Source organism: Frondihabitans peucedani, assembly GCF_039537585.1.
Lineage (GTDB): Bacteria > Actinomycetota > Actinomycetes > Actinomycetales > Microbacteriaceae > Frondihabitans > Frondihabitans peucedani.
The window spans coordinates 57,629-81,279 of record NZ_BAABAU010000001.1 but is presented as its reverse complement, the minus strand read 5'-3'; the positions used below and the strand labels follow the sequence as shown (position 1 = coordinate 81,279).

Genomic DNA, 23,651 nt, shown 5'->3' with positions numbered 1-23,651 from the left:
GTGAGCGTCAGCCGCCGATCCACGGGTCACGCCCTGCAGCGACGACGTAGGTCACCCCGACGAACACCTGCCCGAGCGCCGACACGCTCTCGAGGAGGGTGACGGCCAGGGCCGACCCGGAGGCGGGCACGGCGAGGCCCACGACGACGGCCACGCCGAGTGCGAGGAGGAGGCTCCCGCGGGCCGGGCCCCAGGCGATCCTGCGCGCGGCGATGTCGATGGCGGCGACGAGAGCGAAGGCGATGGTCAGCCAGAGGAGGACCGTCGACAGCACGACGAACCACGAGTTCGCCGTCGACGGCGGGAGGAAGTACGTGTAGGCCAGGTAGGCGGCGCGCCCGCCGATCCAGCAGAGGCCCGCGGCGCGCAGGGCGAAGCGGCCCGTCGCCGAGGTGCCGACGATCCCGAGTCGGGCGAGGGCGAATCCGGCGGCGCCGAGCAGCAGGGCGGAGGCGCTCGACACGGCGACGAACACCACGAAGACCGGCACGGAGACGCCCGCCCCGAGGACGACGTGCTCCAGCCAGGTCGCACCGAGCTGCAGGATCGCGGCCACTACGAGCAGCCCGCCGCCCGTCCGCTGCCAGCTCGCTCCGAAGCCCGTGCCGCTTCGGCGCTCTGGCGGCGTCGACGCGGGATCGGGGCCATGGTGGTCTTCCGGGCGCGGGCGAGCGTCGGCACCGGACTGCTCTCGGCGCGACTCTGCGTCGTGGGGCACTGCGTCTCTCCAGATCGTCGGGTTCGGGCCCTGATCTGGGAGGAGCTTAGGCGATGTGCGAGCGCCGCGTGCGCTGGCGGCACAGCCAGTCGGCCTTGGCACTCGGCCTAAGCACTCGGCTGGACGGTCCTGCGCTTCTGGGAGCACCAGCCCACGCCTCAGATCGTGTGGTCCATCGAGACCGCCTGGAGGCGGGCCGCGTCCGACCCGCCGTGATCAGCGGGATCGCCGACTGAACCGGCCCCTCACGCGCCGCCGAACCCCACGCGATCCGGCACCACGAACGGCAGGCCCGGCAGCCAGTCGCGAGGCGCCGCCCAACCGGGAGCCTGCGGAAGCCGACCCAGCAGCCGCCGCACCGGCCACGCCGCGGCAGGAGCCGGGACGACCCGACGGACCCCGTGCGACCCCAGCGCCCCGAACCACCAGTGACGCCACGTCCCCTCGATCGACTCGGGATCGAGCACGACGTAGTAGTCGGGCATGACCCGCTCGCCCGCCGCGAAGCCCTCCAGCGCCACCGACACCTCGAGCTCGAGCGTGCCGAGGGTCGACCGGTCGTCGAAGAACTCCACCCAGGCGGCGGCGACGTGCTCGAGGGGGTCGGCGTCGTGGACCACGTACGGTCCTCGGGCGGCGCTGATGCGCGCAGTCGATTCGGCGTCTGCCGAGCCGAGCTGGAGAGCCTCGACGCCGCGCAGTGAGCCCAGGGAGGCGATGACCTCGGCTGATCCTGCGCCTACCACGGTCACGATCGTCGCGTTCTGCACTGCCATGCCTCAGCGTACGTCGCGGTGGGCGACCGGAGAAGGAGCGGCGCCGGTCCGAGAGAACGAGCGATCGCAGGATCCTGCAGACCTCATCGGGAGCCCCTGCCACTCCGCACGCACCGCCTCTGGCCGTATTGCGCGACCCGGGCTGCCCTGCGTCCCCGTCGGCAATCCCTTCGGCGCTATGCTCCGAATCTCCTGTGAAGCCACAGCAGGCATCACGCACAGAAGGATCGGGACCATGGGCACGATCACATTCACTCCGCTCGCAGGACCGGCACCGCGCCGACGTCGTCAGGCGCGTTCCGGCGACCAGGCGGTCGTCCGCGAGATCAGCAGCCAGAGGATGGCGGCGCCGATCGTCTCTGGCGAGGCGAGGACCGTCGCCGCGCTCATCGCCGCCGAGGTGTCAGCGGAAGCGGAGAGCAGGATCACCCGTCGCGCCGCCGAGCGTCACCGCGAGCGCATCGTCACGGGCGTCAGCATCGCGGCCTGCAGTGTCGCCGGCCTCAGCGCCATCGCGTTCGCGCAGCTGCTCGTCGTCGCGCGCTGACGAACGCGCGAGCCCGACAGCCCGCGCTCGCTCCGGCTCTACTCGACGACCTCGAAGCCGAAGTAGCCGCACGCCTCGAGGAGGAACTGCGCCGGGAAGTGCGTGCTGACACCGGCCCAGGCGCGGGCACCCTCGAGGCCCAGCTCCTTGACGTCGTCGGGGTCGAGGTCGTCGTCTTCGGTGTCGGTCGGCAGGAGGAACGTGGCGATGTAGCCGCCGTCGATGTTCTCGTTGTCGCCGAAGGGCATCGAGACCGTGAAGCCGTTGGCGATGTCGTCGACGACGCGCTCGGCCGTGATCTCGACGTGCGACTGGGTGCGGCGAGCGAGGTCGACCGTCTCGCCGATCCACCGCTCGACCTCGGCGCTCTGCTCGTCGGTCCACTTCATCTCGGCTGCCGCCTCGGCGAAGCCCTCGACGGTGGGCGGAGCGTCTTTCGACCAGGTCACGATGATGTCGTTCGTCGACTCGTCGACCGACGGCGTGACGATGAGCTCGGACGGGTCGTCGCCGTACTCGTAGGCGAGCAGGAGGTTGAGCTCGGGCAGCGCGGAGTCGAGCAGCTCGGACGTCGGCGGCACATTGCCCGGCACGACGAAGCTGACCTCGAACTCGGCCTCCGGCGTCACCTTCTGCACGACGCCGAGCGGCGACTTGCCGTCTGCTGCGACCCAGTCGACGTCGTCGTGGTCGTAGCGGAGCACGCCGTGCGGGCGCTGGTCGGAGAAGATCCAGGGGAGGTCTGCGAGGGTCACCTGGCAAGTCTGGCACTGGTTGCGGGGCGTGGCAGACCGTGCGCGGACCTTCTGGGCGGGAATTTCCGCCCACCCTGGCCGCACGCCCCGCCTTGCGGACGGGATCAGTACTTGATCGACTGCCCGCCATCGATCGGCAGAACAGCGGCGTTCACGTACGACGCGTCATCCGACAGCAGGAACGCGACGACCGACGCGATCTCGTCCGCCTCGCCGTAGCGCTTGGTCGGGTTGACCTGGATGAACTCCTCGGCGGCCTTCCGCGGGTTCTCGGCGTCGAGCTGCTTCATGGAGTTCTCGACCATCGGCGTCCAGATCGCGCCGGGGGCGATCGCGTTGATGCGGATGCCGTACTGGCCGTACTCGATCCCCGAGTTGCGGGTGAGCCCGACGACTCCGTGCTTGGCCGCCGCGTAGCCCGACTGGTTGCCGATGCCCGTGATCCCGCCGACGCTGGCGGTGTTGACGACGTAGCCCGAGCCCTGCTCGCGCATGACCTTCAGGACCTTCTCGAGCCCCAGGAACACCCCGCGAAGGTTGATCGCGACGACCCTGTCGAACTCGTCGGCCGTGAAGTCCTCGGTGAGGTTCTGCCTGCCTTCGATCCCCGCGTTGTTGAAGAACCCGTCGATCCTGCCGAAGCGCTCGAGCGTCGCCGCCACGTACGCGTCGACGTCCGCCTCTTTCGAGACGTCGGCGAGGGTCGTCAGGATCTCTGTCTCCGGCACCTTCTCAAGGACGGCCGCCTTCGTCGCCGCAAGCCCCGCCTCGGAGGTGTCGACGAGCGCGAGCTTGGCGCCCTCGCCCGCCAGACGGACGGCGGCGGCCCGTCCGAGACCGGAACCACCTCCCGTGATGAGGACGACGCGGTCGGTGAATCGGGTGCTGCTGGACATCAGGATGCTCTTCCTACTTCTGCGATGAAGGCTCGCCTTCCTGGCGGTTCGGCCCGTTGTGCGGGCTCGGAGTAAGACTACACCTGTTGTTTATGTTGAGATGGTCGAAGAGCGCGCGACTGTCACCGCGGATGAATTTGGCGTCCTGTTGAACATCTCCGACTCCCCCGTTTTCGATGTGTCCGTCGGAACAGTCCATTTCGGCGGCCTCACGGCTCGTACGCCCCTCATGAAGTGCCGTCCCCCGGGTGACTTCGTCTATGGCCGAGCCGACGACTACGACGATCACCCGAAGAACTCGCACTGGTCTTACGCGATGACGAAGGACGAGTTCACCGCGCCGATTCGGCCGTACAGCCTCGCGCCGGGCAAGGCAGCGATCGAAGACGTCACCTTCGCCGATGCCCTGAATCAGCGATGGACGCGCGCGTCGAACGGGGCTCTCATGGCGATTCTCGACGAAGAGCCGCCGCGGTGTTCGGATCGAGCGATCGATCCAGCCAACTCGTCGACCTGAGCCAGCAGGTCTCCGAAGGGAGCATCGAGGTCGAGGGCGTGCTGAAGAATCGTCGGCCCGTCCACGACGTCGACGATCCCAGGCTCTGAGTCCCCGGCCGCGTAGACGAGATGGCCTGTGTCGAGCCCGAACCGCGTGCAGTAGGCCACGAGCTGATAGAGGTCGGCGTTCGGGTACGCGCCGCGGTGCTCGATCTTGTACTTGAGGTCGATGCAGGCCGCGACCCGACCGTCGACCTCCCAGATGAGATCCGGGGCGATCGAGACCCGGCCCGCCGTGTCGAGCCAGGACCTGTACTGAGTGGTCGCGATGCCTCCGCGACGCTCGAGCGCCTCGCCGAGGGCAGCTCCGACGAAATCCTCGAAGACCGTCCACGAGTCGACGAGGAACCCCGAACCGACGACGCTCCCCTGCCGGTGCTCGAGCGACGAATCCGTCAGGATGAGGCGCGCCAGCGCGAGCGCCCCGCGGTACCGGACGTTCCGGCGGTCGATTCGAATCCCGGGCATCCCCGATCCTGCGGGCAGCGTCGCGACGTCGTCGAGGAGCCGAAGCGTCCTCCGGAGCGACAGGATCGTCGACTTCGGGAGATTCGGGAAGCGCAGCAGACGTATCGCCGCGCTCTTGAGGGCTCGGTTCTCGGGGATGTCGTCGACGTAGTCGTCGTACACGACCTCGAGGGGCAGGATCTGCCCGGCCCGTCGCGTGATCTGGTCGGTCACGCGCCATCGTCCTCGCACGACCGGGAGCGCCTCCTCACGAACCACGTACCCGCGGAGCACTCCGCCTGCAAGAGCACTGCTCGAAGAACGAGCGAACGCGTGGGCGACCGCGCTGTAGAGGTCCACGTCGGAGTCGAACTCGATGTCGTCCGCGCGCCACAGCGCCGCGGGATCCCGTGCATAGCCGAGCAGCGCGAAGAGGCGTCGGATCGGCGTCTTGGGCTGGATCCTGACGACCGTCCCGTCGATTACGATCGTGCCGACCTTGCGGATGTTGCTCAGTTCGTACGTGTCCGCCTCAGGGCGAGGAACGAGCGTCGCGATGTTCTCGCTGGTGAGTGCGGCTGAGATGGTCCGCGGAAGCACCAGCGCGTCGATGCGTCGACCCTCGCTGAGATCAAGCGTCTCCATCACGAGAGCCCGCCGGCGCATCGGCCGCCGCTGTCCTCAGCGCTCTCCGAAGCGCCCCGATCCCGTAACGAGCCTCGATGTCGGTGCCGTCGGCATAGTGGTACTCGGCGAGGAGGGGCAGGATCTCGTAGGTCCAGACGCCGTCGAGTTCATCGCCTGGCAGATCGCGCATGAGGAACGAGGGCCCGATCTTCGCGTCGTGGTCGACGATGCGACGGTTGAGCTCGTCGAGCAGAAGATCGCGCTGGTCGGTCACTTCCGGCGACGTCCACCTGCCCAGGAGCCCCGCTACGGGTGCCGTCTCCGGATGAAGCTCGACGAAGGCGAAACGACGGCGCATCGCCGCGTCGAGCATCGCGATCGACCGGTCGGCGGTGTTCATCGTGCCGATGAAGAAGATGTTGCCCGGAAGCGTGAACGGCTCCTCGCTGTAGAGCAGCGCGATCTCGCTGTCCCGGTACTCGAGCAGGTAGTACAGCTCGCCGAAGATCTTCGCGAGGTTGCCGCGGTTGATCTCGTCGATGACCAGGAAGTAGTTCGCCTCGGGGTTGACCGCAGCCTCGTCTGCCAATCGGCGCAGGGGTCCCCTTCTGAGTGAGAAGCCCAGCTGCTGTCCATCCGCGCCGGTCGAAGGACGGAATCCCTCGAAGAAGTCCTCGTACGAGTACGTCGGGTGGAACTGCACGATGATCGTCGAGCCCGTCGTGGCGTGCGTCACGTGCTCCGCGAGCGCACGCGCCAGGAAGGTCTTACCGGTGCCGGGAGGACCGTAGAAGATGACCTGCTGGCGGCGCTGGATCAGGGCGAGAGTCCTGTCGAGCCAAGGCTCGTCGATGTGGAGGCGGGCGGCGAGGTCGGCGCCGGCTCGTGGGAACGCCGACCTGCCGGAGCGGGAGACGTCCTCGGGAGTGCGACCGTCCTCGTCGTCCTGCCTGTCTTCCGGATCGGTCCCCGCCCACTGGGCGTGGTGCGGCGCGTCGTAGTACCTGATCGGACCGCCGTCCTTCTGCTGCAGCGCCAGGGTGACGTTCAAGAAGTCGAGGTCGACGTCGCCTGATACCTCATCCAGCTCTCCTGCGAATGCGTCCACAATGGCTTGGCGTTGGAGGGGCGCGATCACCTCGCCGAACGTCTCGGGATGGACGAGATAGAGGAGCTCGTACCTCTGAGTCGGGAACGCGGTCCCAGGAAGACCGAGAACGAAGTCTCGCCATGCCCAAGGGTCGTCGAGCGCAGTCTGGCGGACCTCAGCCGTCAGGACGAGCCAGGCATCGAGCAGTCTGACGATGAGGGCGAGACCCCGATACAGGTTGGAGGACATTCCTCGACCAGCGTTGAAGGCGTAAGCACGGAGGCTCTCATCGAGAACTCGTGGAATAACGACGGCGCGGTCCATCGACTCCAGGATCGTTGTCACCCGCTGCCGCTTCTTCATCTCACCCGGCACCTTCAGAGGTAACGCCTGCCAGAGCGCCAACTCCGCCATCAAGAGCTTTGCGTCATCACTGACCGGCCCCAACTGCTGGGACAGACGCGCACCGAACGCACCATCCTCGACCAGGTCACGGTCGACGAAGTTCTCGAGGAGCTCCTGAACGACTTCGCGTCGCCACACGCGTCGCCCCGTGGCGAAGACAGAATCAACGTCTCGAAGCCCCCGCTCCACAAAGACGCGACCGGCGTCACGGACTTGGCTCGCTCCCGCCGTCGGAGGCAGGATCGTGTCAGCTAGAGTCACTGCCCGAGCCGCCCGTCGCTCCCGTTGCACTGTCCGCGACTTTCGCACGACTTCGTCGAGAAGCGCGGCTGCATCCGAGGTACGGGCCGCGGAACGCCCCGCGTCCGTGATAGTCCAGAGACCTCTCTGGCGCGTGATAAGCCCGGCGTTCACGAGATCAGAGGCCGCGAACATGAAATTCGTCATCCCCCGGATGCGCCCCTTGGTCTTCGTCTCTTCGGCTTCCTCCGGGGTGAGGGCAACCTGACGGACGGCATCGTTCCAGACGTCTCCACGACGCGCCTCACCGTGTTCCGCGTCAGCCAACATTTGAAGCGCCCGGTGCACTCGTGCGGCCAACTGATCTCGTTCAGACATGCGTTCCCCTCGCCACGTTGTATTCGAGAGCGTATCGACTCGCCGGGAAGCCGATCCTGCCTTCCGAATGAAGCTCTGCTGTCACCGTGTCAGCGTTCCCAGTCCTCGAAGTCCTAGCGCTCGCCACCGACAAGTGCGTCCTCCAGGCTCCGATACTCTGCCGACGTGACTTCACGACCTGACGCTGGCTGGCACGCCGATCCCTTCGGACGCTTTGAGACGCGATTCTGGGACGGTACTGGTTGGACTGAACATGTGAGTTCCCGAGGTATCCCTTCTTCCGATCCACCTCTGGCCGGGGCCCCATCTGCCTCCGGTAGTGCGATCACCAGTGGTGCGGCCGACGGGCGCAATGAGTCAGCGGCCCTGACCACGAGCGGCGAAAAGTCCTTCTTCACCGAGGCGACACTTGTCGTCAGCCAAAAGGCAAAGCTGATCGAGATCAATGCCGAGTATCTGGTCTTCGACGGCGCTGGCTCCAAACTCGGCTCTGTGCGAGAGGTCGGGAAGACGATCTTGGGCAAGGTGGCTACAGCTACGGGCTGGAGCTCCGAGGATTCACAGCACAGATTGCTGTTCCTAGACCGGGAGAAGCGTGTGATGATGACGCTGATCCAGCCGACGACATTCATTCGCTCCAAGATGATTTTGCGGGACTCCCAGGGCGCGGAAATCGGGCAGATCACGCAGAAGAATTTCGGCTTGGTCCGAAAAGCGCGGTTCTCTCTCGAGGCTTCCGGACAGCGTCTGGCAACGATTCAGGCGGAGGATCGGGGCGCTTGGGACTTCTCCGTCAAAGACACCATGAATGTCGAGATAGCCCGGGTAACAAGGACCTGGTCCGGGCTCCTTGCGGAGTCATTTACCAAGAGCGACAACTACGTGGTTCATATCAACCGCAGTCTTGCTGGGCCTTTGCACTCTCTCGTCATTGCTTCTGCGCTCGCCTTGGACACGCTCCTGCAACAGGGTCAGAGCTGACGTCCGCACTATTCCGGAGCATTTCGAATTTGAGCGCCGACGCCCGCGTGCGGCAAGGCCGGTGTGACTGGGCTGCCCGCAAAAAGATCAGAGGCGCAACCACCCGCTCGGGGGATGGGCCCCCGACCGAGCACCTGCTCTAATCGACAAAGCACCACATCAAGGGGGAACCACAAAATGGCCGTCGGCTACCGGGCGATTCTGCGTCTCGAAGATTCTACGAGCGCGATCGACCTCGCCGGCGAACAGGTTCATGACTGGATCGTCTCGAAGGTGAAGGGTCGTCGGGGCGGAACGATGTCCCGAGACGAATGGGCCGGCGAGGGTCGCCACGTACTCAGCCCCAACGTCGAGGTGATTGTCACTAAGTGGGCCGCCGAGGCGGGCGGCTCGCGGCTTCAGCTGATTCGGCTTCGCGACATCAACCCCTACGGCACCTGGACCGTCTCGATCTACGCGCTCGACCGGCCTGCTTCTTCGCAGTACGAGCAGACACTCGTCGTCGATGTCGACATCGAGGGAGCGACCGACGACGAGGCCTCGGATCGCGTCCGGCCGCCGCGCCTGGTGAAGCAATTGCTGTCGCACGCGGTCGTGCGAGACGGGTCGACTCGCCTCTACGCCCGTCCCCGAGTCGTGGAGATCCAGGACGTCCCAGAGGTCTTCCGCGCCATCAAGGATCCTGATCGCACGGCGTCGGTCATCATCGCACCATCGCTGGGACTCCAGACGATGGACGGCTGGACGCAGGTCTTGGAGCAGCTCACGAAAGACAGCGTCGGAGTGGCGACAGTCTTCATCCTGACCGGCGAGGCTCGAGAGCGGCTCGCCCACCTCCTCCCTGACTCGCACGCTGTCGAGCGAGGAAACATCCGCACCTTCGCCCCTGGTGTCGACCTCGAGTCGCCTGCCGACGGCGCCAGCCATCGCTACCTCGGTGCGACCACGCTCGCCCGTTCGCTCCTCGGACTCAGGGTTCGCGAAGGTCTTCAGATCCAACATGCGCGGGAGGCTCGACGTCGATTCCTGAAACTCACTCTCCCCGACGACGTGGAAGCCGCCTTCCGCATCCTCACCCGTGAAGAGGCGCGGGTCCTGCGGTCGAGCAAAGTTCGAGAGCGTCTTCAGACCCACCGGTCGTCCCACCCGGTTCGCCCAGCATTCCCTGCGGTTCCGGTCTCGCCGACGCTGGCCGAGCCTCCTGCGCTGTCGGACGCGCAGGAGCTCGTCGAACTCGAGCGCACTGCCCCAGATCTGCTCGAGACGCAACACGGCGGAGTCGATTCGCCCCGCCCAGTCGATCCGGCTCGACCAATGCCGTCTCCGGCTGTGACAGCCTTGCTCCGACGACTCACGTCGATGGTGGGGCGATGGCTGAAGAAACCGAGGTTCGAGCTCTCTCACCTCGATGAACTCGACGAGTTCATCGAAATGCAGGACCAGTATCAGGAAGTCGTCTACGAGGAGAACGAGGAACTCCGCCGAAAGACGGAGGCCCTCGAGGCCGATCTCAAGACGGCGCGCTCGGAGAACGATGCCCTCGAGTTCGAGCTGAAGGTCTCAGAAGACGATTCTCAAGCCGCCTACCGAATGACTCAGACACTGCGGAGGCAACTGCTCGAACTTCGAGAGTTCGACAGGGCGTACGCCTTCGACGAGGAGTCTGAGCTATGGACAGCCCCACCGGACATGAGCGAACTCATGGCGCGCCTCGACCCGAAGCAGGGCGAGCAGCCGCATCCGATCACCACCCACGTCGTCTTCTCCGGCGACGTCGCCACGGCGCTCAAAGTCGGCCGGCACGACGGGTTCGGTCGCCACGCGTCCAGTCTCTGGTTGTTTCTGCGAATACTCCACGATTACGCCGCCTTCAGGAAGGACGGAACGTTCAGCGGGAGCGTCCATGCGTATCTCGAGGACGACACCTCTCCGCAGGGTACGAAGTGCTCCACCGAACGACATGCGCGCACCGAGAGCGACGGTGTCTTGAACAATCCGAGACTGCGCTCGTACCGGATCCTTCCTGCCCCGACGAGAGACGAAGCTGCGCGCACGGTACTCATGGCCGCCCACTTCAAGCCGACAAAGAACGACGGTTACGCGCCGCGTCTGCACTACCTGGACGACCTGGACGAGTCCGGCTGCATCTACGTCGGCTACATAGGCGAGCACCTGCCGCTCCCGAAGAAGTACTGACCCGCACTCCACCGTCGCGATCGTCGCTGGGATGACGGTCGCTCATGACACGATTGACCCGAGGAGCGAATCCGACGCTCCCCGGGGGAGAAAAGAATGAAGCTCACGAACAACGACTACGTCTCTCGTGCCCTGACTCTGCTGGCCCAGGGGCTCGAGCCGATCATCGAGACGACTCTCCGTCCGCGCATCAACGGCGGGATGTCTTGGACCGAGCTCCTCCGCAAGCTCGACGAGGTCAACGGCAAATACGGCAAGAAATACGAGAGCAACGACCTTCACGTCATGCTTCGCACCCTTCTCGCACGTTTCGGCAATATCGGACAGCCCTTCGATGCCCAGCTCGGACGGTCGGGCGGTCGTTACGTGCAGGAGCTTCAAGAGGTCCGGAACAACTGGGCCCACAACATGGTCTTCACCGACGAAGACGCGTATCGGGCTGTCGACACGGCGCAACGCCTGCTTGCCCTCATGGGGGCCGCCCAAAGCGACGACCTCACGCAGCTTCGCCGGGAACTCCAGGCCGCAATGGCCGGGCCGACGCAGGCGGTTGAGCCCGCGGAATCGCCGACCCCGACTACGACGCCTGGACACACAGTGTCCGCCCCCGCTGAGGCGGCTGTCGTATCCGTCGATCATGGGACGCCGGAGCGGCTGATCCGCGTCGACGAACCTCACCAGCAGTCAAGCGCTCCCGAGCCTTCGGCGGTCCCCGAGACGAGCCTCGCCTCGATCGAGATCTCGGCGGTACCCGTCGTCAGCTACGCCATGGCGCACAATCGGCTCCCGGTCGTGAGTCGTCTCGTCGTCCACATGGACGGGCCCTCTCTCGAGGGTGCCCAACTCACCATCGGGATCGACACGGTCGACGGTCCGCTCGGCGAGCCGAAAGAGTTCTTCGTCGATCTGGTCGAAGGTGAAGACCTCACCGTCCCCCAGGTCGACTTCCTCCTCGATCCGAAAGCCATGTCCGAGATCGAAGAAGCTCGGCCGGGTTCGGTCATCGCGACCCTCCTCTTCGCGGGTGACGTCATCGCGCGCCGGGTGGCGCCGGTCAGGGTCCTCGCCTCCACGCAATGGTTGGCTGCCCCGCTTGAAGCCGGCATGGAACTCCTCGCCGCCTTCGTGAAACCCAACGATCCCGCGCTCGAATCTCTCACCGAGGAGGCGTCGAACGCTCTCGAACGCGCCACGGGCTCCGGCTCGTTTCACGATGTGTACACCGACGGCACCGATGGTAGAGAGGTGGACGTCGTCGTCGACGCGGTCATGACCGCAATGCGCAATCGCAGTATCCGCTACGCCCTTCCCCCGGCGAGCTGGACGGACGACGGCCAGAAGATCCGAACAGCGTCGGAGGTGCTCGACGGGCGTCTCGGCACCTGCCTGGACACCACCGTCGTCCTCGCCGCGGCGCTCGAACGAGTCGGCATTCGGCCCCTCCTGTTCGTCGTGACGGGCCATGCTTTCCTCGGTTACTGGCGAACGGAAGGTCTGCTCCCCCAGCCTGCCGCCACGGACGCTCAGCTCATCGCCCAGATCATGAACCTGATCGGGCTCGGCAGTATCGGGGTCGTCGAGACGACGATGCTGACGATCGACCACGAGACGAGTTTCATCTCGGCGATTCACAAGACCGGACGAGCCACAGCCTTGAACACGGCTGTCACGGATGTCCGCGGCATCACCGACATTCTTCGTGCTCGGACGAGCCAGATCCTGCCGCTCCCGGCCAAGTCGATCGCCGCCGACGGCAGCATCACGTTCACCTCGTATAGCGCTCCGAAGGTCGAGGCGCCGAAGTACGTGCCTCCCGTCGCCACTCCCCAAGACCAGCCGTCACGACCTGCGGCCCCCGCCCGCGTAGAGAAGTGGAAGAACAGCCTCCTCGACCTGAGCCTGCGGAACCGTCTCATCAACTTCCCCCCGAGCGCCCGGCTTCCTCTCGCCGTTCCCGATGAAGGCCTCGGCCAACTCGAGGACTACCTCAGCGCCAGTGACCGGATCGCGCTCCTGCCCTCCGATCAGATCAGCGCGGTCGCCAAGAGTCAGGGAATCCGCACCGGGGCCCAGCTGTCCGAAGAGGATCGGCTGGCGCTCCTGACGAAGCATCAGGCATTCACTGACGTGACCGCCGACGCGTACCTCCGGAAGTTTCGCGCGCTGGCCTACAAAGCGAAGACCATCGTCGAAGAGTCGGGCGCGAACAACCTCTACGTCGCTCTCGGATCCTTGGTGTGGACGCTGAAGGACCGCGAGATCCGTTCACCGCTCATCCTCGTCCCGGTGAACCTCCGTGCTCAGACCAAGGGCGGCCATTACCACCTGACGCTCGACGAATCAGGGATGTCGACACCGAACTTCTGCCTCCTCGAAAAGCTGCGACTCGAGTTCAACGTCACCATTCCAGGTCTGGCCGATCCGGCACTCGACGGATCCGGCATCGACCTCGACGCTGCATTCCAGGCGACACGTGAGGCGATCCTCGCCTCCGGTATCCCGGCTCGTGTCGAAGCGACGGTCGACGTCGCGATTCTGCAGTTCGCCAAGTTCCGCCTCTGGAAAGACCTCGACGAGAACTGGGAAGCTCTCGCCGCCAACCCGCTCGTGCGCCACCTCATCGAGCAGCCGCAGGAGGCGTTCGTCGACACCGCCGCGCTCACCGCGGATGTCGAGAAGGACGTCGACCTCGACGAGCTTCTGACGAGACTTCCGATCTCGGCGGATTCGTCTCAGCTGCAAGCGGTCGCGGCTGCGACGGCCGGCCGGACCTTCGTCCTCGAAGGCCCTCCGGGCACCGGCAAGTCGCAGACCATCACGAACCTGCTCGCCAAGTCGATCGCCGACGGGAAGAGAGTTCTCTTCGTGGCGGAGAAGAAGGCGGCTCTCCAGGTCGTCCAGTCCCGTCTGGCCGCGGTCGGGCTGGGCCCCTTCACCCTCGACCTCCACGATCGCGGCAGTCGTCCGAATGAGATCCGCTCGCACCTGAAGAAAGCGCTCGCAGCGCAGACGACGATCGACGAAGACGGTCTCTTGACCACCTCCAACGATCTCGACACGGCCCGGCGCGCGCTCGACCGCTACGCGCGAAGCCTGCACGAGCCGAACGAGGCCGGCCAGGGCTTCTATGCCGCGCACAACTCTGCTCTCGCCACGGCCGTCGCCGATCATGCACTTCCGATTCCTGTGGACTGGGCCGGATCCGTCTCCCGTGAACGACTCCAATCGATTCGCCATCTGCTTCGCGATGTCCCCGACAGTGCCCTGCGCGCCCGCCCGACCGCGCACCACGCTTGGGCTTTCATCGACGTCTCCGAAGACCAGTCGCTCGACGAGGACGAAGTCCAGCGCAGGATCCACGAGTTCGACGAGGCCTTCGGCGCTCTCGACCTGACAGAGGAACTCGGCGCAGCGCTCTTCGAGGCGTCGGCGCCGGATCAGTTGTCGACTCTCTCCCGCGTGGCGGTCAGGCCGCGTGTCCAGCCGTCGATTCTCGAGGGTCTCCGAGGTGCGAACGTGGTCGCCGACGTTGCCGCTCTCCGCGCTGACCTCGACGGCATCGAACCCGCCTTCGCTGATGTTCTCTCGGTCGTCTCGCCGGAGGCCCTCTACCAAGACCTCATTGGCATCCTGCAGGCGTCCACCGAGGCAGCCGAGTCCGGCTTCTTCGGGCGCAAGAAGCGTCAGCAGGCGATCGTCGACAGCCTCGGTCCGGTCGTTCGTCCCGGCGTGACGATCGAGGTGGGGTCTCTTGTCCCTCTGGCCGAGCGCCTCGTCGCGTTCCAGAATGCCGCTATCGACCTCTACACCAGGGCCAACGCCCTGCCAGGCGTCAGCACGAACTCCGACTGGAATCCCTTCGTCGCGGAGCAGCGCCACGCCGTCCTGGACGTCCTCGACTGGAACGAGTGGGTGAACAAAGTCACGGAGGTGTCCACGACCACCGATGTGTCGGAGGTACCGTTCCGGAACACCCTCGAGCGTTTCGTCACGACCTCACGCGGCGTCGACGCGACGGTCGGTACGAAGATCGACCGGTTTGCGAACGCTCTCGACGATCTGCTGCATTCGCCCGGCACGACAACTGCTGGATGGGACGCCTGGCGAGGCGACCGACGGCTTCTCGACGCCTGGAATGACTCGCGGCCCGGCCGCGACACGTCCACGACCCGAGGTGTCGCACTGTCGCACTAGGTGGCCTGGCGTCGCGTACTGGCACCACTGCGAACTGCAGGTCTGACCGCTGCCTACGAGGCGCTTCTCACCGGCGACATCCCAGCGGACTTCGCGACAAGCGCCTTCGAACGCGGCTACGCCGAGTCCGCACAGGACGAACGCCTCGCCGTGACGGGACTCTCCACATTCGATCCCGTGCGCCACAACACGCAGATCGGGCGCTACACCGAGACGGCACGCGCTCTCCGCTCGCTGCAGACCACTGTCGCGCCGCACCTCGTAGTCGGTCGCCGGACCTTCGACCCGAAGACGAGCGGTGGCCGAGTAGGCGAGCTGCAGAAGCAGCTGGATCGCCAGCGAGGCGGGCTCTCGGTGCGCGATCTGATGATCAAATACCTCGACCTGATCGTGCAGGCGACCCCGTGCATCCTGGTCTCCCCCGATTCAGTGGCTCGCTTCTTCCCGGCCCAGGGCGACCTCTTCGACATCGTCGTCTTCGACGAAGCGTCGCAGGTGCGGGTCGCGGATGCGATCGGCGCCATGGGACGAGCGAACTCGATCGTCGTGGTCGGCGACAGCAAGCAGATGCCACCGACCTCCTTCGCGGAGCCCTCGGCTGGTGATGACGACGACGAGAGCGTCGAGTCCAACGACTTCCTCCTGCAAGACGAGGAGTCGATCCTCGCGGAATGCGTCCAGGCCCGGGTCGAGCGCCAGTTCTTGAGCTGGCACTACCGCAGCCAGGACGAATCGCTCATCGCGTTCAGCAACCGCTACTACTACGACGAGCAGCTCACCTCGTTCCCGGCTCCGGCTCACGGGCAGGTCGACGCCGGCATCGACGGTCACGGTATCTCGCTCGTGCGAGTGAACGGGCAGTTTCTCCGGAGCGGCTCGACGAAGGAGCTCCGGACCAACCCCGTCGAGGCGGAGGCGATCGTCGCCGAGGTGCAGCAACGGTTCGACGCGTCGACGGATGCGACACCTTCCGTCGGCGTGATCACGTTCAACGCCCAGCAGCGAACGCTGATCGAGGCTCTGCTCCGCGACTCGGGTGACGAGCGGATCGCCGAGGCCCTTGAGGCGAAGGACGGCCTGTTCGTCAAGAACCTCGAGAACGTCCAGGGCGATGAACGCGACACGATTCTGTTCTCAACGGCCTTCAGCAAAAACGACCGCGGAGTCTTACCCCTCAACTTCGGACCGCTGACCAACTACGGCGGCGAGCGACGACTTAACGTGGCGATCACCCGGGCACGCCGTCAGGTCATCATGTTCTCGAGCTTCGACCCGCAGGATCTCCGTGCCGACGAGACCACCTCGCGCGGCATCAAAGACCTGCGTGCCTACCTCGAGCTGGCTCAGAAAGGACCACAGCAGACTCTCCGTGCTCGCAGCGGTCCGCTTGTCACCGACCGCCACCGCGACGAGATCGCCGCGGCACTTCGCGAGCGCGGGCTCAGTGTGCAGACCGACGTCGGGCTGTCCGACTTCAAGGTCGATCTGGTCGTCGCGACCGCGGACGACCCCGACGAGCCGGTGCTCGCGATCCTGCTCGACGGCGTCGCCTGGTCGCAGCGGCGAACGGTGGCCGACCGAGACGCCCTGCCGATCGAGGTGCTTGAGGGACTCATGCACTGGCCGGCCGTCGAGCGCGTCTGGCTGCCCGAGTGGCTGGATGACAGCGCGGCCGTCGTGGAGCGGCTCGAGGCCACGACGAAGGATGCCGTTCGCCGAGTCGAGGAGGCAGCGGCCGCGGAGGCTGAGGCCGTCGCGACCGCCACAGACGGCTCTCGTTCGAATCAGCCTGCAGAAGTGACGCCCGCCACGTCTGTCCGCCTGCTTCCGACGGAGACCACACTCGCACCGGTAGCCGGTTCGATCGGTGTCGCGCCGTCCCTCACCCCGCCACCGCCCACGCCACCTCGCGTGGTGCCACGTGCCTCCACGCCTGCGCTCACAGGTGAGACGACCGACGACGTCGAATCGTCCGTGACCGCCATGCGGGAGTACGAACCGGTCAGCGCACGAGCCGCTGCTCTTACGATGGACAGGCCAGTCGTCGACGTACCTGCCTCGGCCGACCCGGATATGACGCCGTTCACTCCCTGGCGTCCACGTGTGGCCGGCAGCATCGAAGTGCTCGATGACTGGCGTAGGCGGGCCAACCTCGCAGCCATCCAGGAGATCGTGCTGGAGATCGTCGACGCCGAGGGCCCCGTGCAGTCGGTCCGTCTAGCCAAGCTCGTCGCGTCTGCCTTCGGCCTCAACAAGGTGAGTGGCCCGCGGATTCTGACCGTTCTCGAATGCCTTCCCAACCACCTCGAGCGGACATCGGATGAGAACTTCGTCTGGCCGACCGACTTGGACCCCGAAGAGTGGACCGGATTCCGCCCCGTTCGCGATGGGTCGTCGCGTGCCCTCGAGACGATCAGCAACCGTGAACTCGCCAACGCCATGGCCGACCTCGTTCGGCGAGCTGCTGGCATGCCCGAGGAGGAGCTCCTGCGGGCGACCCTGGGTGTCTTCGGCGGCGTACGTCTCACAACAGCCATCCGAGGACGTCTCGTCGAGGCTCTGCGTTTCGCAGAGGGCCGTGGACGGGTGGCGCGTGGCACCGGCGACCTCATCGTCGCGGGCACAGGATCTCGCCCGACGAACGACGACGTGTCGTCGCCGGCACCTCTTCCTTCCGCCCGCCTAGCCGCCGCCGCGACGCTGACCGAGGAGTTCGACCCGTCGACAGCCACAGCCCTGCTCGATGCCCCCACAGCACGACTGGCTACCACCGGCGCCGACCTCTTCCTGAGCTGGGAGCGGCGGAAGGACGTCGCTGAGGACCGCTTTTTCCTCGTCGACGAGCCGATCGAGGGTGCTGACACTGCGACAGTCGCCGTGTACAACGGATCGACCAAGCTGGGTTACCTCGAGGCGCACAAGGCGGGCTTCTACTCACGTTGCCTGCAGCGGTTGGGCAGCGCGCTCGAGGTTGCGGGCGAGCTCAGCTACGACTCGCAGTGGTTCGTCCACGTGCCCCAGAAGAAGGCGTTCGTCGATTTCCTCGACGAACGCGAAAAGTGAATCAGACGATGAGGGAACCAATGGACGACGAAATCGAGCTCATCAGAGACAACGACGGCCTGGCTGTCATCGGAGAGCCTGCAGCAGTGGAGCGATTTCTCTCATCGCAGGGGCTTCCTTCGAAGGAGCTCGACCTCACTCGCGTCACGTCGGCTCTGAGCAACGGGGCCGCTGCGCTCAAGGTCGGGTCGGAAATCGCGGCGAGCTCGGGGCGCTGGGTGAAGCTGACGAAGGAATCAGCCAAGGCTCTGAATAGATTCCCACCGATGAAGGGCTCTCAGCCTGGCTTGTCGCGCGCCGTCCTGATGAGCAACGGCAAGACGAAGCACATCCTCGAGTTTGCCAGGGGTGGCGGCATGATGGCGCTCAACCCAGCCATGCTCGCAGGCGCGGCAGGCATCATGTCGCAGATGGCAATGCAACAGCAGATGGACGACATCGCCGACTACCTCGCCGTCATCGATGCCAAGGTCGACGAGGTTCTTCGCGCGCAGAAGGATGCTGCCGTCGCCGGCATGATCGGCGCCGAACTCGAGATCGACGAAGCGATGACTCTACGACACGAGGTGGGATGGGTCTCCGACATCACCTGGTCGAAGGTCCAGTCGTCGTCCTCCGCACTCAAGTCGACCCAGGCCTACGCACTTCGTCAGCTGGATGCGATCGTGGAGAAGGTCGAACGTCAGCACGGCGTCGGCGACATGGCCGAGACGATCGCGGCGGTTGAACCCACTGTCCAGGAGTGGCTGGCCGTACTCGCTCGGTGCTTCCAGCTGCAGGATGCCATGGCGGTGCTCGAACTCGACCGCGTTCTCACCTCCAGCCCAGAGGAGCTCGATCGGCACCGCCGCGGCCTCACGATCGCGCGGCAGAAGCGTCTGGATGTCATCGCGGGCAGTACCGGGCGCCTGATGGAGCGGGTGGACGCTGCTGCGGGCAGCGCCAACGCGAAGGTCCTCTTCCATCCCTTCAAGCCACGCGAGGTCGTCCAGACGAGTAACCGTGTCGCCACGGGTATCGGCGACTTTCACGAAGTTCTCGGCATCGAAGCGGACCGCGAGTCGCTGTCGGCCAAGCGATGGCGTGACGCTGCGGGAGACCTGAAAGACGACGCGATCGAGAACGGCGCCGACGGGATCGAATTGGTAGGCCGCTTCGGAGGCTCGGTACTCAAGAGGGCTCGGACGATCACCGCTGACATGGCGGATCAGGTCGCTGAGCGGGCTCGGGGCGATAGATCGAGCCAGCCCAAAGAGGTCGATGTCCCCTCCGACGACCTCGAAGGCTCACCGGAGAACTAGAGAGAACCGACAGCGGCGTTGAGGGCTAGAACCACCAGGGGGAACACATGACGCACAACGGCTACGCCGTCCTCGACTTCGAGACGACCGGGCTCTCACCTTCGCATCACCATCGCGTCATCGAGATCGGCATCGTCCACGTCAGCCCTTCCGGCGAACTCGGGCGTGAGTATCAGACGGTCCTCAATCCTGGGCGAGACCTGGGGCCGACCCGCATTCACGGCATCGTCGGGGCGGACGTGCGCGACGCACCGACCTTCAGTGCCATCGCCGCGAAGCTCGTCGAGCTGCTGGCCGGGCGTGTGGTGGTCACGCACAACACCCAGTTCGACATCCCCTTTCTCAACGCCGAGCTCGAGCGGGCCGGCTTCAGCAGCCCGCTCGACCCTCAGTCCACGCTCTGCACGATGAAGCTCGCCAGCACTTTCCTCCCAGGGTCCGGACGGAAGCTCGCCGATTGCTGCGCCGCCTACGACATCGAGCTGACGGACGCACACGAGGCGCTCGCCGACGCACGCGCGACGGCGCAGCTTCTGGCCGCCTACCTCGACGCGGGCAGCGACACCCCGGAGTGGTGGGAGAAGTGGGGTGACTTCGCCAACCGCCTCCCCTGGCCCACCACCGCAGGCCGACAACGCGCCACGTGGTACCCCCGGCCGCGCCGAGCTGAAGTCAGCAGCGTGCCGGCAGGCTTCCTCGAGGCTCTGACGGACCGCCTGCCACCGCTCGGAGCCTCCGCCGAAGACGACTCCTACGCGGCGATGCTCGACCGAGCGCTCTCGGATGGCTTCCTGTCCCTCGAAGAGGCAGACGACCTGCACCAGCTCGCAAAGAGCCTCGGGCTCGACGAACGTCAGCGCAGGATCCTGCACGACCAGTACTTCGACGCTCTCGTCGAGGCCGCCTGGAGCGACGGGATCCTGACGCCCTCGGAGGCGTCCCAGATCGGGGCGGTCGCGAAGATCCTGAACATCGAGCAGGATCGTGCCGCTCGCGCCCTCGAAGCACCAAGCGTTCCTACTGCCCAGGCCACTCATGCGAGTCAGGCCGTGCAACGAGATAGTCGTCCCATGGCGCTGTCCACGGCGGACGTCGTCGTCATCACAGGCGAACTCTGGGCACCCCGCGACGAGATCGCCTCTCGGCTGCTGGCTGGAGGGGTCACCGTCGCTCCCGCGGTCACCAAGAAGACGACCCTCCTCGTCGCAGCCGACCCCGACAGCCTCTCGGGCAAGGCTCGCAAGGCGCGGCACTACGGAATCCCGGTGATGAGCGGTGAGGAACTCCGGCGACTGCTCTGAGCCCGCAGCTCTCGTCGAATACGAACGGCGAGTGGTGATGAGCCGCAGACTGGGGCTCCCGCCGCCGACAACCGTCTGGCTCAATGAGCCTATGACGACGGGGGCCGGTGGAGCCGGGGCATCAGCACAACGGGAGTACGACCGACGCAAGGCCAATGACGAGGCCAAGACCAGGGCGAAGTGGGGGCGACTGGGCGGTATCGCCGTAGCCCTGTCGGACGAGAGGCAGAGCACGGCCGCCTGGGCCAGTGGCGCGATCGGCGAGCGCGAGGTCGGAGTCGCCCTCGACAAGATCGCTTCCGACACTGTCCGGGTCCTCCACGACCGCAGGATCCCGGGGAGCAGGGCCAACATCGACCACCTGGTCGTGACACCGCACGGCATCTGGGTCGTCGATGCGAAACGGTACAGAAATCGTCGGCCCTCCCTTCGCGTCGACGGCGGCATCATCCGACCGCGAGTGGAACGACTCATGGTCGGAGGCCGTGATCAGACGAAGTTGGTCGAGGGCGTTCTCGGTCAGGTCGAGCGCGTCCGGACGGCCGCGCCGGGTGTGGGCGTTCGAGGCGTCCTCTGCTTCGTCGATGCCGACTGGCCGATGTTCGGAGGCGACTTCCGCGTGCGCGGTGTCGACGTGTACTGGCGCAAGAGACTCGTCTCGAGACTCCTGGCGGAGACCTCGACCGGGATCGACGTCGAGAAGACGACTCGGCTGCTCGAGTCGGTCTTTCGGGCAGCCTAGGCACTCCAGCTCGCCGGGTCGACTGATCGATGCTTGCCGTCGATGCTTGCCGTCGATGCTTGCCGTCGATGGTCGCGAAGAGCGCGGGGCCGTCACCCCTCGAACCGCTCCCCCGACGCCACCTGCTCCGCCAGCCGCCGCAACGACAGGATCACCGGCTCGGCCAGGAGCGTCCCGAGCGTGACGTAGCGCACCGCGGCAGCCGGCGACTCGAGCGGGATCGCGTCGAGCTCGGCGGTCGCCATCCGCCGGGCGGCATCGCCGTAGGAGTCGAGCACGGCCTCCGGGAACACGAAGCCAGCGGCCCGAGCACTCGCCAGAGCGGCAGCAAGGCCGCCGATCACGCGCGGATCACAGCCCTCGACAGGCCAGCCCCACCGCCGGAGCAGCCCCTCGGCCTCGGTCGTGTCGACGTCGGCGTGGTGGGGCTCAGTCACGACCTCGTGGGCCCGGCCGAGGAGGTCGTGCAGCGACTCGGGCGGCGAGTCGACCGCGTCGAGAACCGAACGCGCCTGCGACAGACTCAGGCCGGCCGCCCCGACGAGAGCCCGGATGAGGTGCAGCCGCGTCACGTGCGACTCGTCGTACTCGGCCTGCGTCGCACTCGTGAGGGCGCCGTCGTGCAGGAGCCCCTCCCGGAGGTAGTACTTGATGGTCGGCGCGGAGACCGCTGTCGCGCGGGCCAGTTCCGAGAGGCGCATGACGCGTTCCCTTCGAGCTCTTGACATGGATAGTACGACTCTCCAATATTGGGGAGTGTAGGTATCCAATCTAAGGAGTGACCATGGCCCGCGTCGAATCCGGCAGGATGACACACCGCTACACCGGCGAACTCGTCGTGTTCCTCATCGGCATGCGCATCAACAAGCCCTGGCGCATCGACCAGTGGCTGCCCGTCTTCCTCGCGATGACGCCGATGCTGACCGAGCTCTTCTCCGACCGGGAGTCGGGCCTCATGGGCTTCCGCTTCACCCTGACCGGCGGCGGGCCGCTCCTCGTCCAGTACTGGAGCTCCCAGGAGAAGCTCTACGCCTACGCGTCCGCCCCGTCGTCCACCCACCGCCCTGCCTGGTCGGCATTCAATCGCCGCGCTCGCTCAGCACCCGGAGCGGTGGGCATCTGGCACGAGACCTACGTCGTCGACCGCGCCGAGTCGATGTACGTCGGCGTCCCCGCGTCAGGACTCGCGCTGGCGACCGAGGCCGTGCCCGTCACGAAGGCGTCCGACCGCGCCCGGGCCCGATCCGACGCGGGCCGCACCGGCGAGCGGCCCGAGGCCTGAGCCGGTCGGGGCCCGCCCCGACACGCATTCCGGCGGCAGACACGCGCTACAACCGGTGTCGCGAGCCGAACTGCGTGTCGCGAGCCCCGAGCACCAGCACGGGCACGAGCACGGGCACGGGCACAAGCACAAGCACCCTCACCCGAACACGGGCGACGGCGCCGGGATCCGCACCGGCGGCCGAGCAGCAGCAGCCAGCCGCTTCTTCACGCCCGTCCAGATCTTCTTCATCCGGCCGTTGAACCAGTCGTCGTCGTCCTTGTGGTTCTTGATCTCCGAGTACGACAGCCACACGGCGAACCCGAGACTCACGAACCCGAGGGTCTCGCCCTGGGCGATCCCGAGCACGCCCTGCACGAAGAACCCGATGTTGACGACCCAGCTCAGCAGGCGCCGCTGAGTCAGGGCGACGTAGCGCTCGCGGGATCCTGCGACCGCCCGCCTCGCGCGGACACCGACAGCGGTCTCGGTCAGGATCACGGCGAACAGCGCCATCGAGACGCTGTAACTGACGGCTTCCATCTCGGTCCTTCGAGCGTCGGGCGGGTGTCCGGTGCCCGTTCATTCTCGCGCCGAAGTCTGAGACTCCGCCGCCCGTTCCCTAAACGCCACCATGTTCATCCTGTTCCCGCAGCGCACGCTGCAGAACCGCTTCGAGCCGTTCCGCGACAGGTCGACGAGCACGCCCTCGCAGTCGGGTGCGCCGCACGCCCGCAGCCGCCCCTGCTCGTCCGACCGGAGCACGTCGACGAGAGCGAGCGCCGCCTCCACCCGCATGCGCTCGTCGAGCGGCGCGTCCGGCTCGGTCGCGTGGAGGTGCCAGTCGTACCCGTCGTGACGGACCAGCTGCGGCAGGGCCCGGGCATCGTGCAGCATCCCGTTGACCGCGACCACGGCGTCGTCGCGGCTCATGGTGAAGATCGACCGGAAGAGGGTCCGCGTCGCTCGCACCGCCTCGAGCTCGGCGTCGTCGCGGTCGAAGCGGCCCGTGGAGCCGTACCGGTCGAGAAGGGCGGTCAGCGACGCAGGATCCGGGAGCTCGTCCTCCCCCGAACGACTCGCCCCCGCGACGGTGTTCACGAGCGCGACGGTGAACGCCAGCGCCTCCTCGGTGTCAGGGGCGAAATGCAAATTGACTCCTTACTCACGACGAG

Annotated in this window: 18 protein-coding genes; 9 read left to right on the top strand and 9 right to left on the bottom strand. The window is 66.3% G+C overall.

Annotated features, from left to right (window positions below; genetic code table 11):
• Positions 1 to 7: 7 nt before the first annotated feature.
• Both ABD733_RS00340 and ABD733_RS00335 read right to left on the bottom strand, forming a co-directional pair.
• Positions 8 to 718 carry a hypothetical protein gene (locus ABD733_RS00340; RefSeq protein WP_344793054.1) on the bottom strand — a complete coding sequence of 237 codons (711 nt, stop codon included), beginning with the start codon at positions 716 to 718 and terminating at the stop codon, positions 8 to 10.
• A gap of 245 nt (positions 719 to 963) precedes the next feature.
• Positions 964 to 1,494: a hypothetical protein gene (locus tag ABD733_RS00335; protein WP_344793053.1), complete on the bottom strand. Its 531-nt coding sequence runs from the start codon at positions 1,492 to 1,494 to the stop codon at positions 964 to 966.
• Between the two features lie 235 nt (positions 1,495 to 1,729).
• Here ABD733_RS00335 and ABD733_RS00330 point away from each other — a divergent pair, with 235 nt between their 5' ends.
• On the top strand, positions 1,730 to 2,041 hold the full coding sequence (locus ABD733_RS00330) for a hypothetical protein (protein WP_344793052.1): 312 nt from the start codon (positions 1,730 to 1,732) through the stop codon (positions 2,039 to 2,041).
• A gap of 38 nt (positions 2,042 to 2,079) precedes the next feature.
• On the opposite strand, the gene ABD733_RS00325 is transcribed toward ABD733_RS00330, so the two are convergent.
• From ABD733_RS00325 to ABD733_RS00310, 4 genes are all read right to left on the bottom strand, one after another.
• The gene (locus ABD733_RS00325) at positions 2,080 to 2,796 is read right to left on the bottom strand and encodes a hypothetical protein (RefSeq protein WP_344793051.1); all 717 of its coding nucleotides are present in this window, start codon (positions 2,794 to 2,796) and stop codon (positions 2,080 to 2,082) included.
• A 104-nt stretch (positions 2,797 to 2,900) separates the two neighbouring features.
• A complete protein-coding gene (locus tag ABD733_RS00320; protein WP_344793050.1) occupies positions 2,901 to 3,692 on the bottom strand; it encodes an SDR family oxidoreductase in 792 nt (263 codons plus the stop codon).
• Between the two features lie 411 nt (positions 3,693 to 4,103).
• The gene (locus tag ABD733_RS00315; RefSeq protein ID WP_344793049.1) at positions 4,104 to 5,342 is read right to left on the bottom strand and encodes an McrC family protein; all 1,239 of its coding nucleotides are present in this window, start codon (positions 5,340 to 5,342) and stop codon (positions 4,104 to 4,106) included.
• A complete protein-coding gene (locus tag ABD733_RS00310) occupies positions 5,329 to 7,437 on the bottom strand; it encodes an AAA family ATPase (RefSeq protein WP_344793048.1) in 2,109 nt (702 codons plus the stop codon). The genes ABD733_RS00315 and ABD733_RS00310 overlap by 14 nt, the downstream gene beginning before the upstream one ends.
• Positions 7,438 to 7,602: 165 nt before the next feature.
• On the opposite strand from ABD733_RS00310, the gene ABD733_RS00305 reads away from it, so the two are divergent.
• The 7 genes from ABD733_RS00305 to ABD733_RS00275 all read left to right on the top strand — a co-directional run bounded on the left by ABD733_RS00305 (position 7,603) and on the right by ABD733_RS00275 (position 21,215).
• A complete protein-coding gene (locus ABD733_RS00305) occupies positions 7,603 to 8,418 on the top strand; it encodes a phospholipid scramblase-related protein (protein WP_344793047.1) in 816 nt (271 codons plus the stop codon).
• Between the two features lie 177 nt (positions 8,419 to 8,595).
• Complete coding sequence (locus tag ABD733_RS00300) at positions 8,596 to 10,614, top strand: hypothetical protein (protein WP_344793046.1); 2,019 nt, start codon at positions 8,596 to 8,598, stop codon at positions 10,612 to 10,614.
• A gap of 96 nt (positions 10,615 to 10,710) precedes the next feature.
• On the top strand, positions 10,711 to 14,808 hold the full coding sequence (locus ABD733_RS00295) for a DUF4011 domain-containing protein (RefSeq protein WP_344793045.1): 4,098 nt from the start codon (positions 10,711 to 10,713) through the stop codon (positions 14,806 to 14,808).
• A gap of 546 nt (positions 14,809 to 15,354) precedes the next feature.
• A complete protein-coding gene (locus ABD733_RS00290; protein WP_344793044.1) occupies positions 15,355 to 17,871 on the top strand; it encodes an AAA domain-containing protein in 2,517 nt (838 codons plus the stop codon).
• Between the two features lie 20 nt (positions 17,872 to 17,891).
• Complete coding sequence (locus tag ABD733_RS00285) at positions 17,892 to 19,172, top strand: hypothetical protein (RefSeq protein WP_344793043.1); 1,281 nt, start codon at positions 17,892 to 17,894, stop codon at positions 19,170 to 19,172.
• 47 nt (positions 19,173 to 19,219) lie between these two features.
• The gene (locus ABD733_RS00280) at positions 19,220 to 20,473 is read left to right on the top strand and encodes an exonuclease domain-containing protein (protein ID WP_344793042.1); all 1,254 of its coding nucleotides are present in this window, start codon (positions 19,220 to 19,222) and stop codon (positions 20,471 to 20,473) included.
• A gap of 91 nt (positions 20,474 to 20,564) precedes the next feature.
• Positions 20,565 to 21,215: a nuclease-related domain-containing protein gene (locus tag ABD733_RS00275; protein ID WP_344793041.1), complete on the top strand. Its 651-nt coding sequence runs from the start codon at positions 20,565 to 20,567 to the stop codon at positions 21,213 to 21,215.
• 92 nt (positions 21,216 to 21,307) lie between these two features.
• Here ABD733_RS00275 and ABD733_RS00270 read toward each other — a convergent pair whose 3' ends face one another.
• Positions 21,308 to 21,916 (bottom strand): MerR family transcriptional regulator, encoded by a 609-nt coding sequence (locus ABD733_RS00270; RefSeq protein WP_344793040.1) that lies wholly within the window; start codon positions 21,914 to 21,916, stop codon positions 21,308 to 21,310.
• Between the two features lie 83 nt (positions 21,917 to 21,999).
• Between ABD733_RS00270 and ABD733_RS00265 the strand changes: the two genes are divergently transcribed.
• Positions 22,000 to 22,497: a DUF4188 domain-containing protein gene (locus ABD733_RS00265; RefSeq protein WP_344793039.1), complete on the top strand. Its 498-nt coding sequence runs from the start codon at positions 22,000 to 22,002 to the stop codon at positions 22,495 to 22,497.
• A 138-nt stretch (positions 22,498 to 22,635) separates the two neighbouring features.
• Here the strand turns inward: ABD733_RS00265 and ABD733_RS00260 are convergent, their stop codons facing one another.
• Positions 22,636 to 23,019, bottom strand: coding sequence for a hypothetical protein (locus ABD733_RS00260; protein ID WP_344793038.1), 384 nt, complete (start codon positions 23,017 to 23,019; stop codon positions 22,636 to 22,638).
• Between the two features lie 39 nt (positions 23,020 to 23,058).
• A complete protein-coding gene (locus tag ABD733_RS00255; protein ID WP_344793037.1) occupies positions 23,059 to 23,628 on the bottom strand; it encodes a CGNR zinc finger domain-containing protein in 570 nt (189 codons plus the stop codon).
• Positions 23,629 to 23,651: the final 23 nt, after the last annotated feature.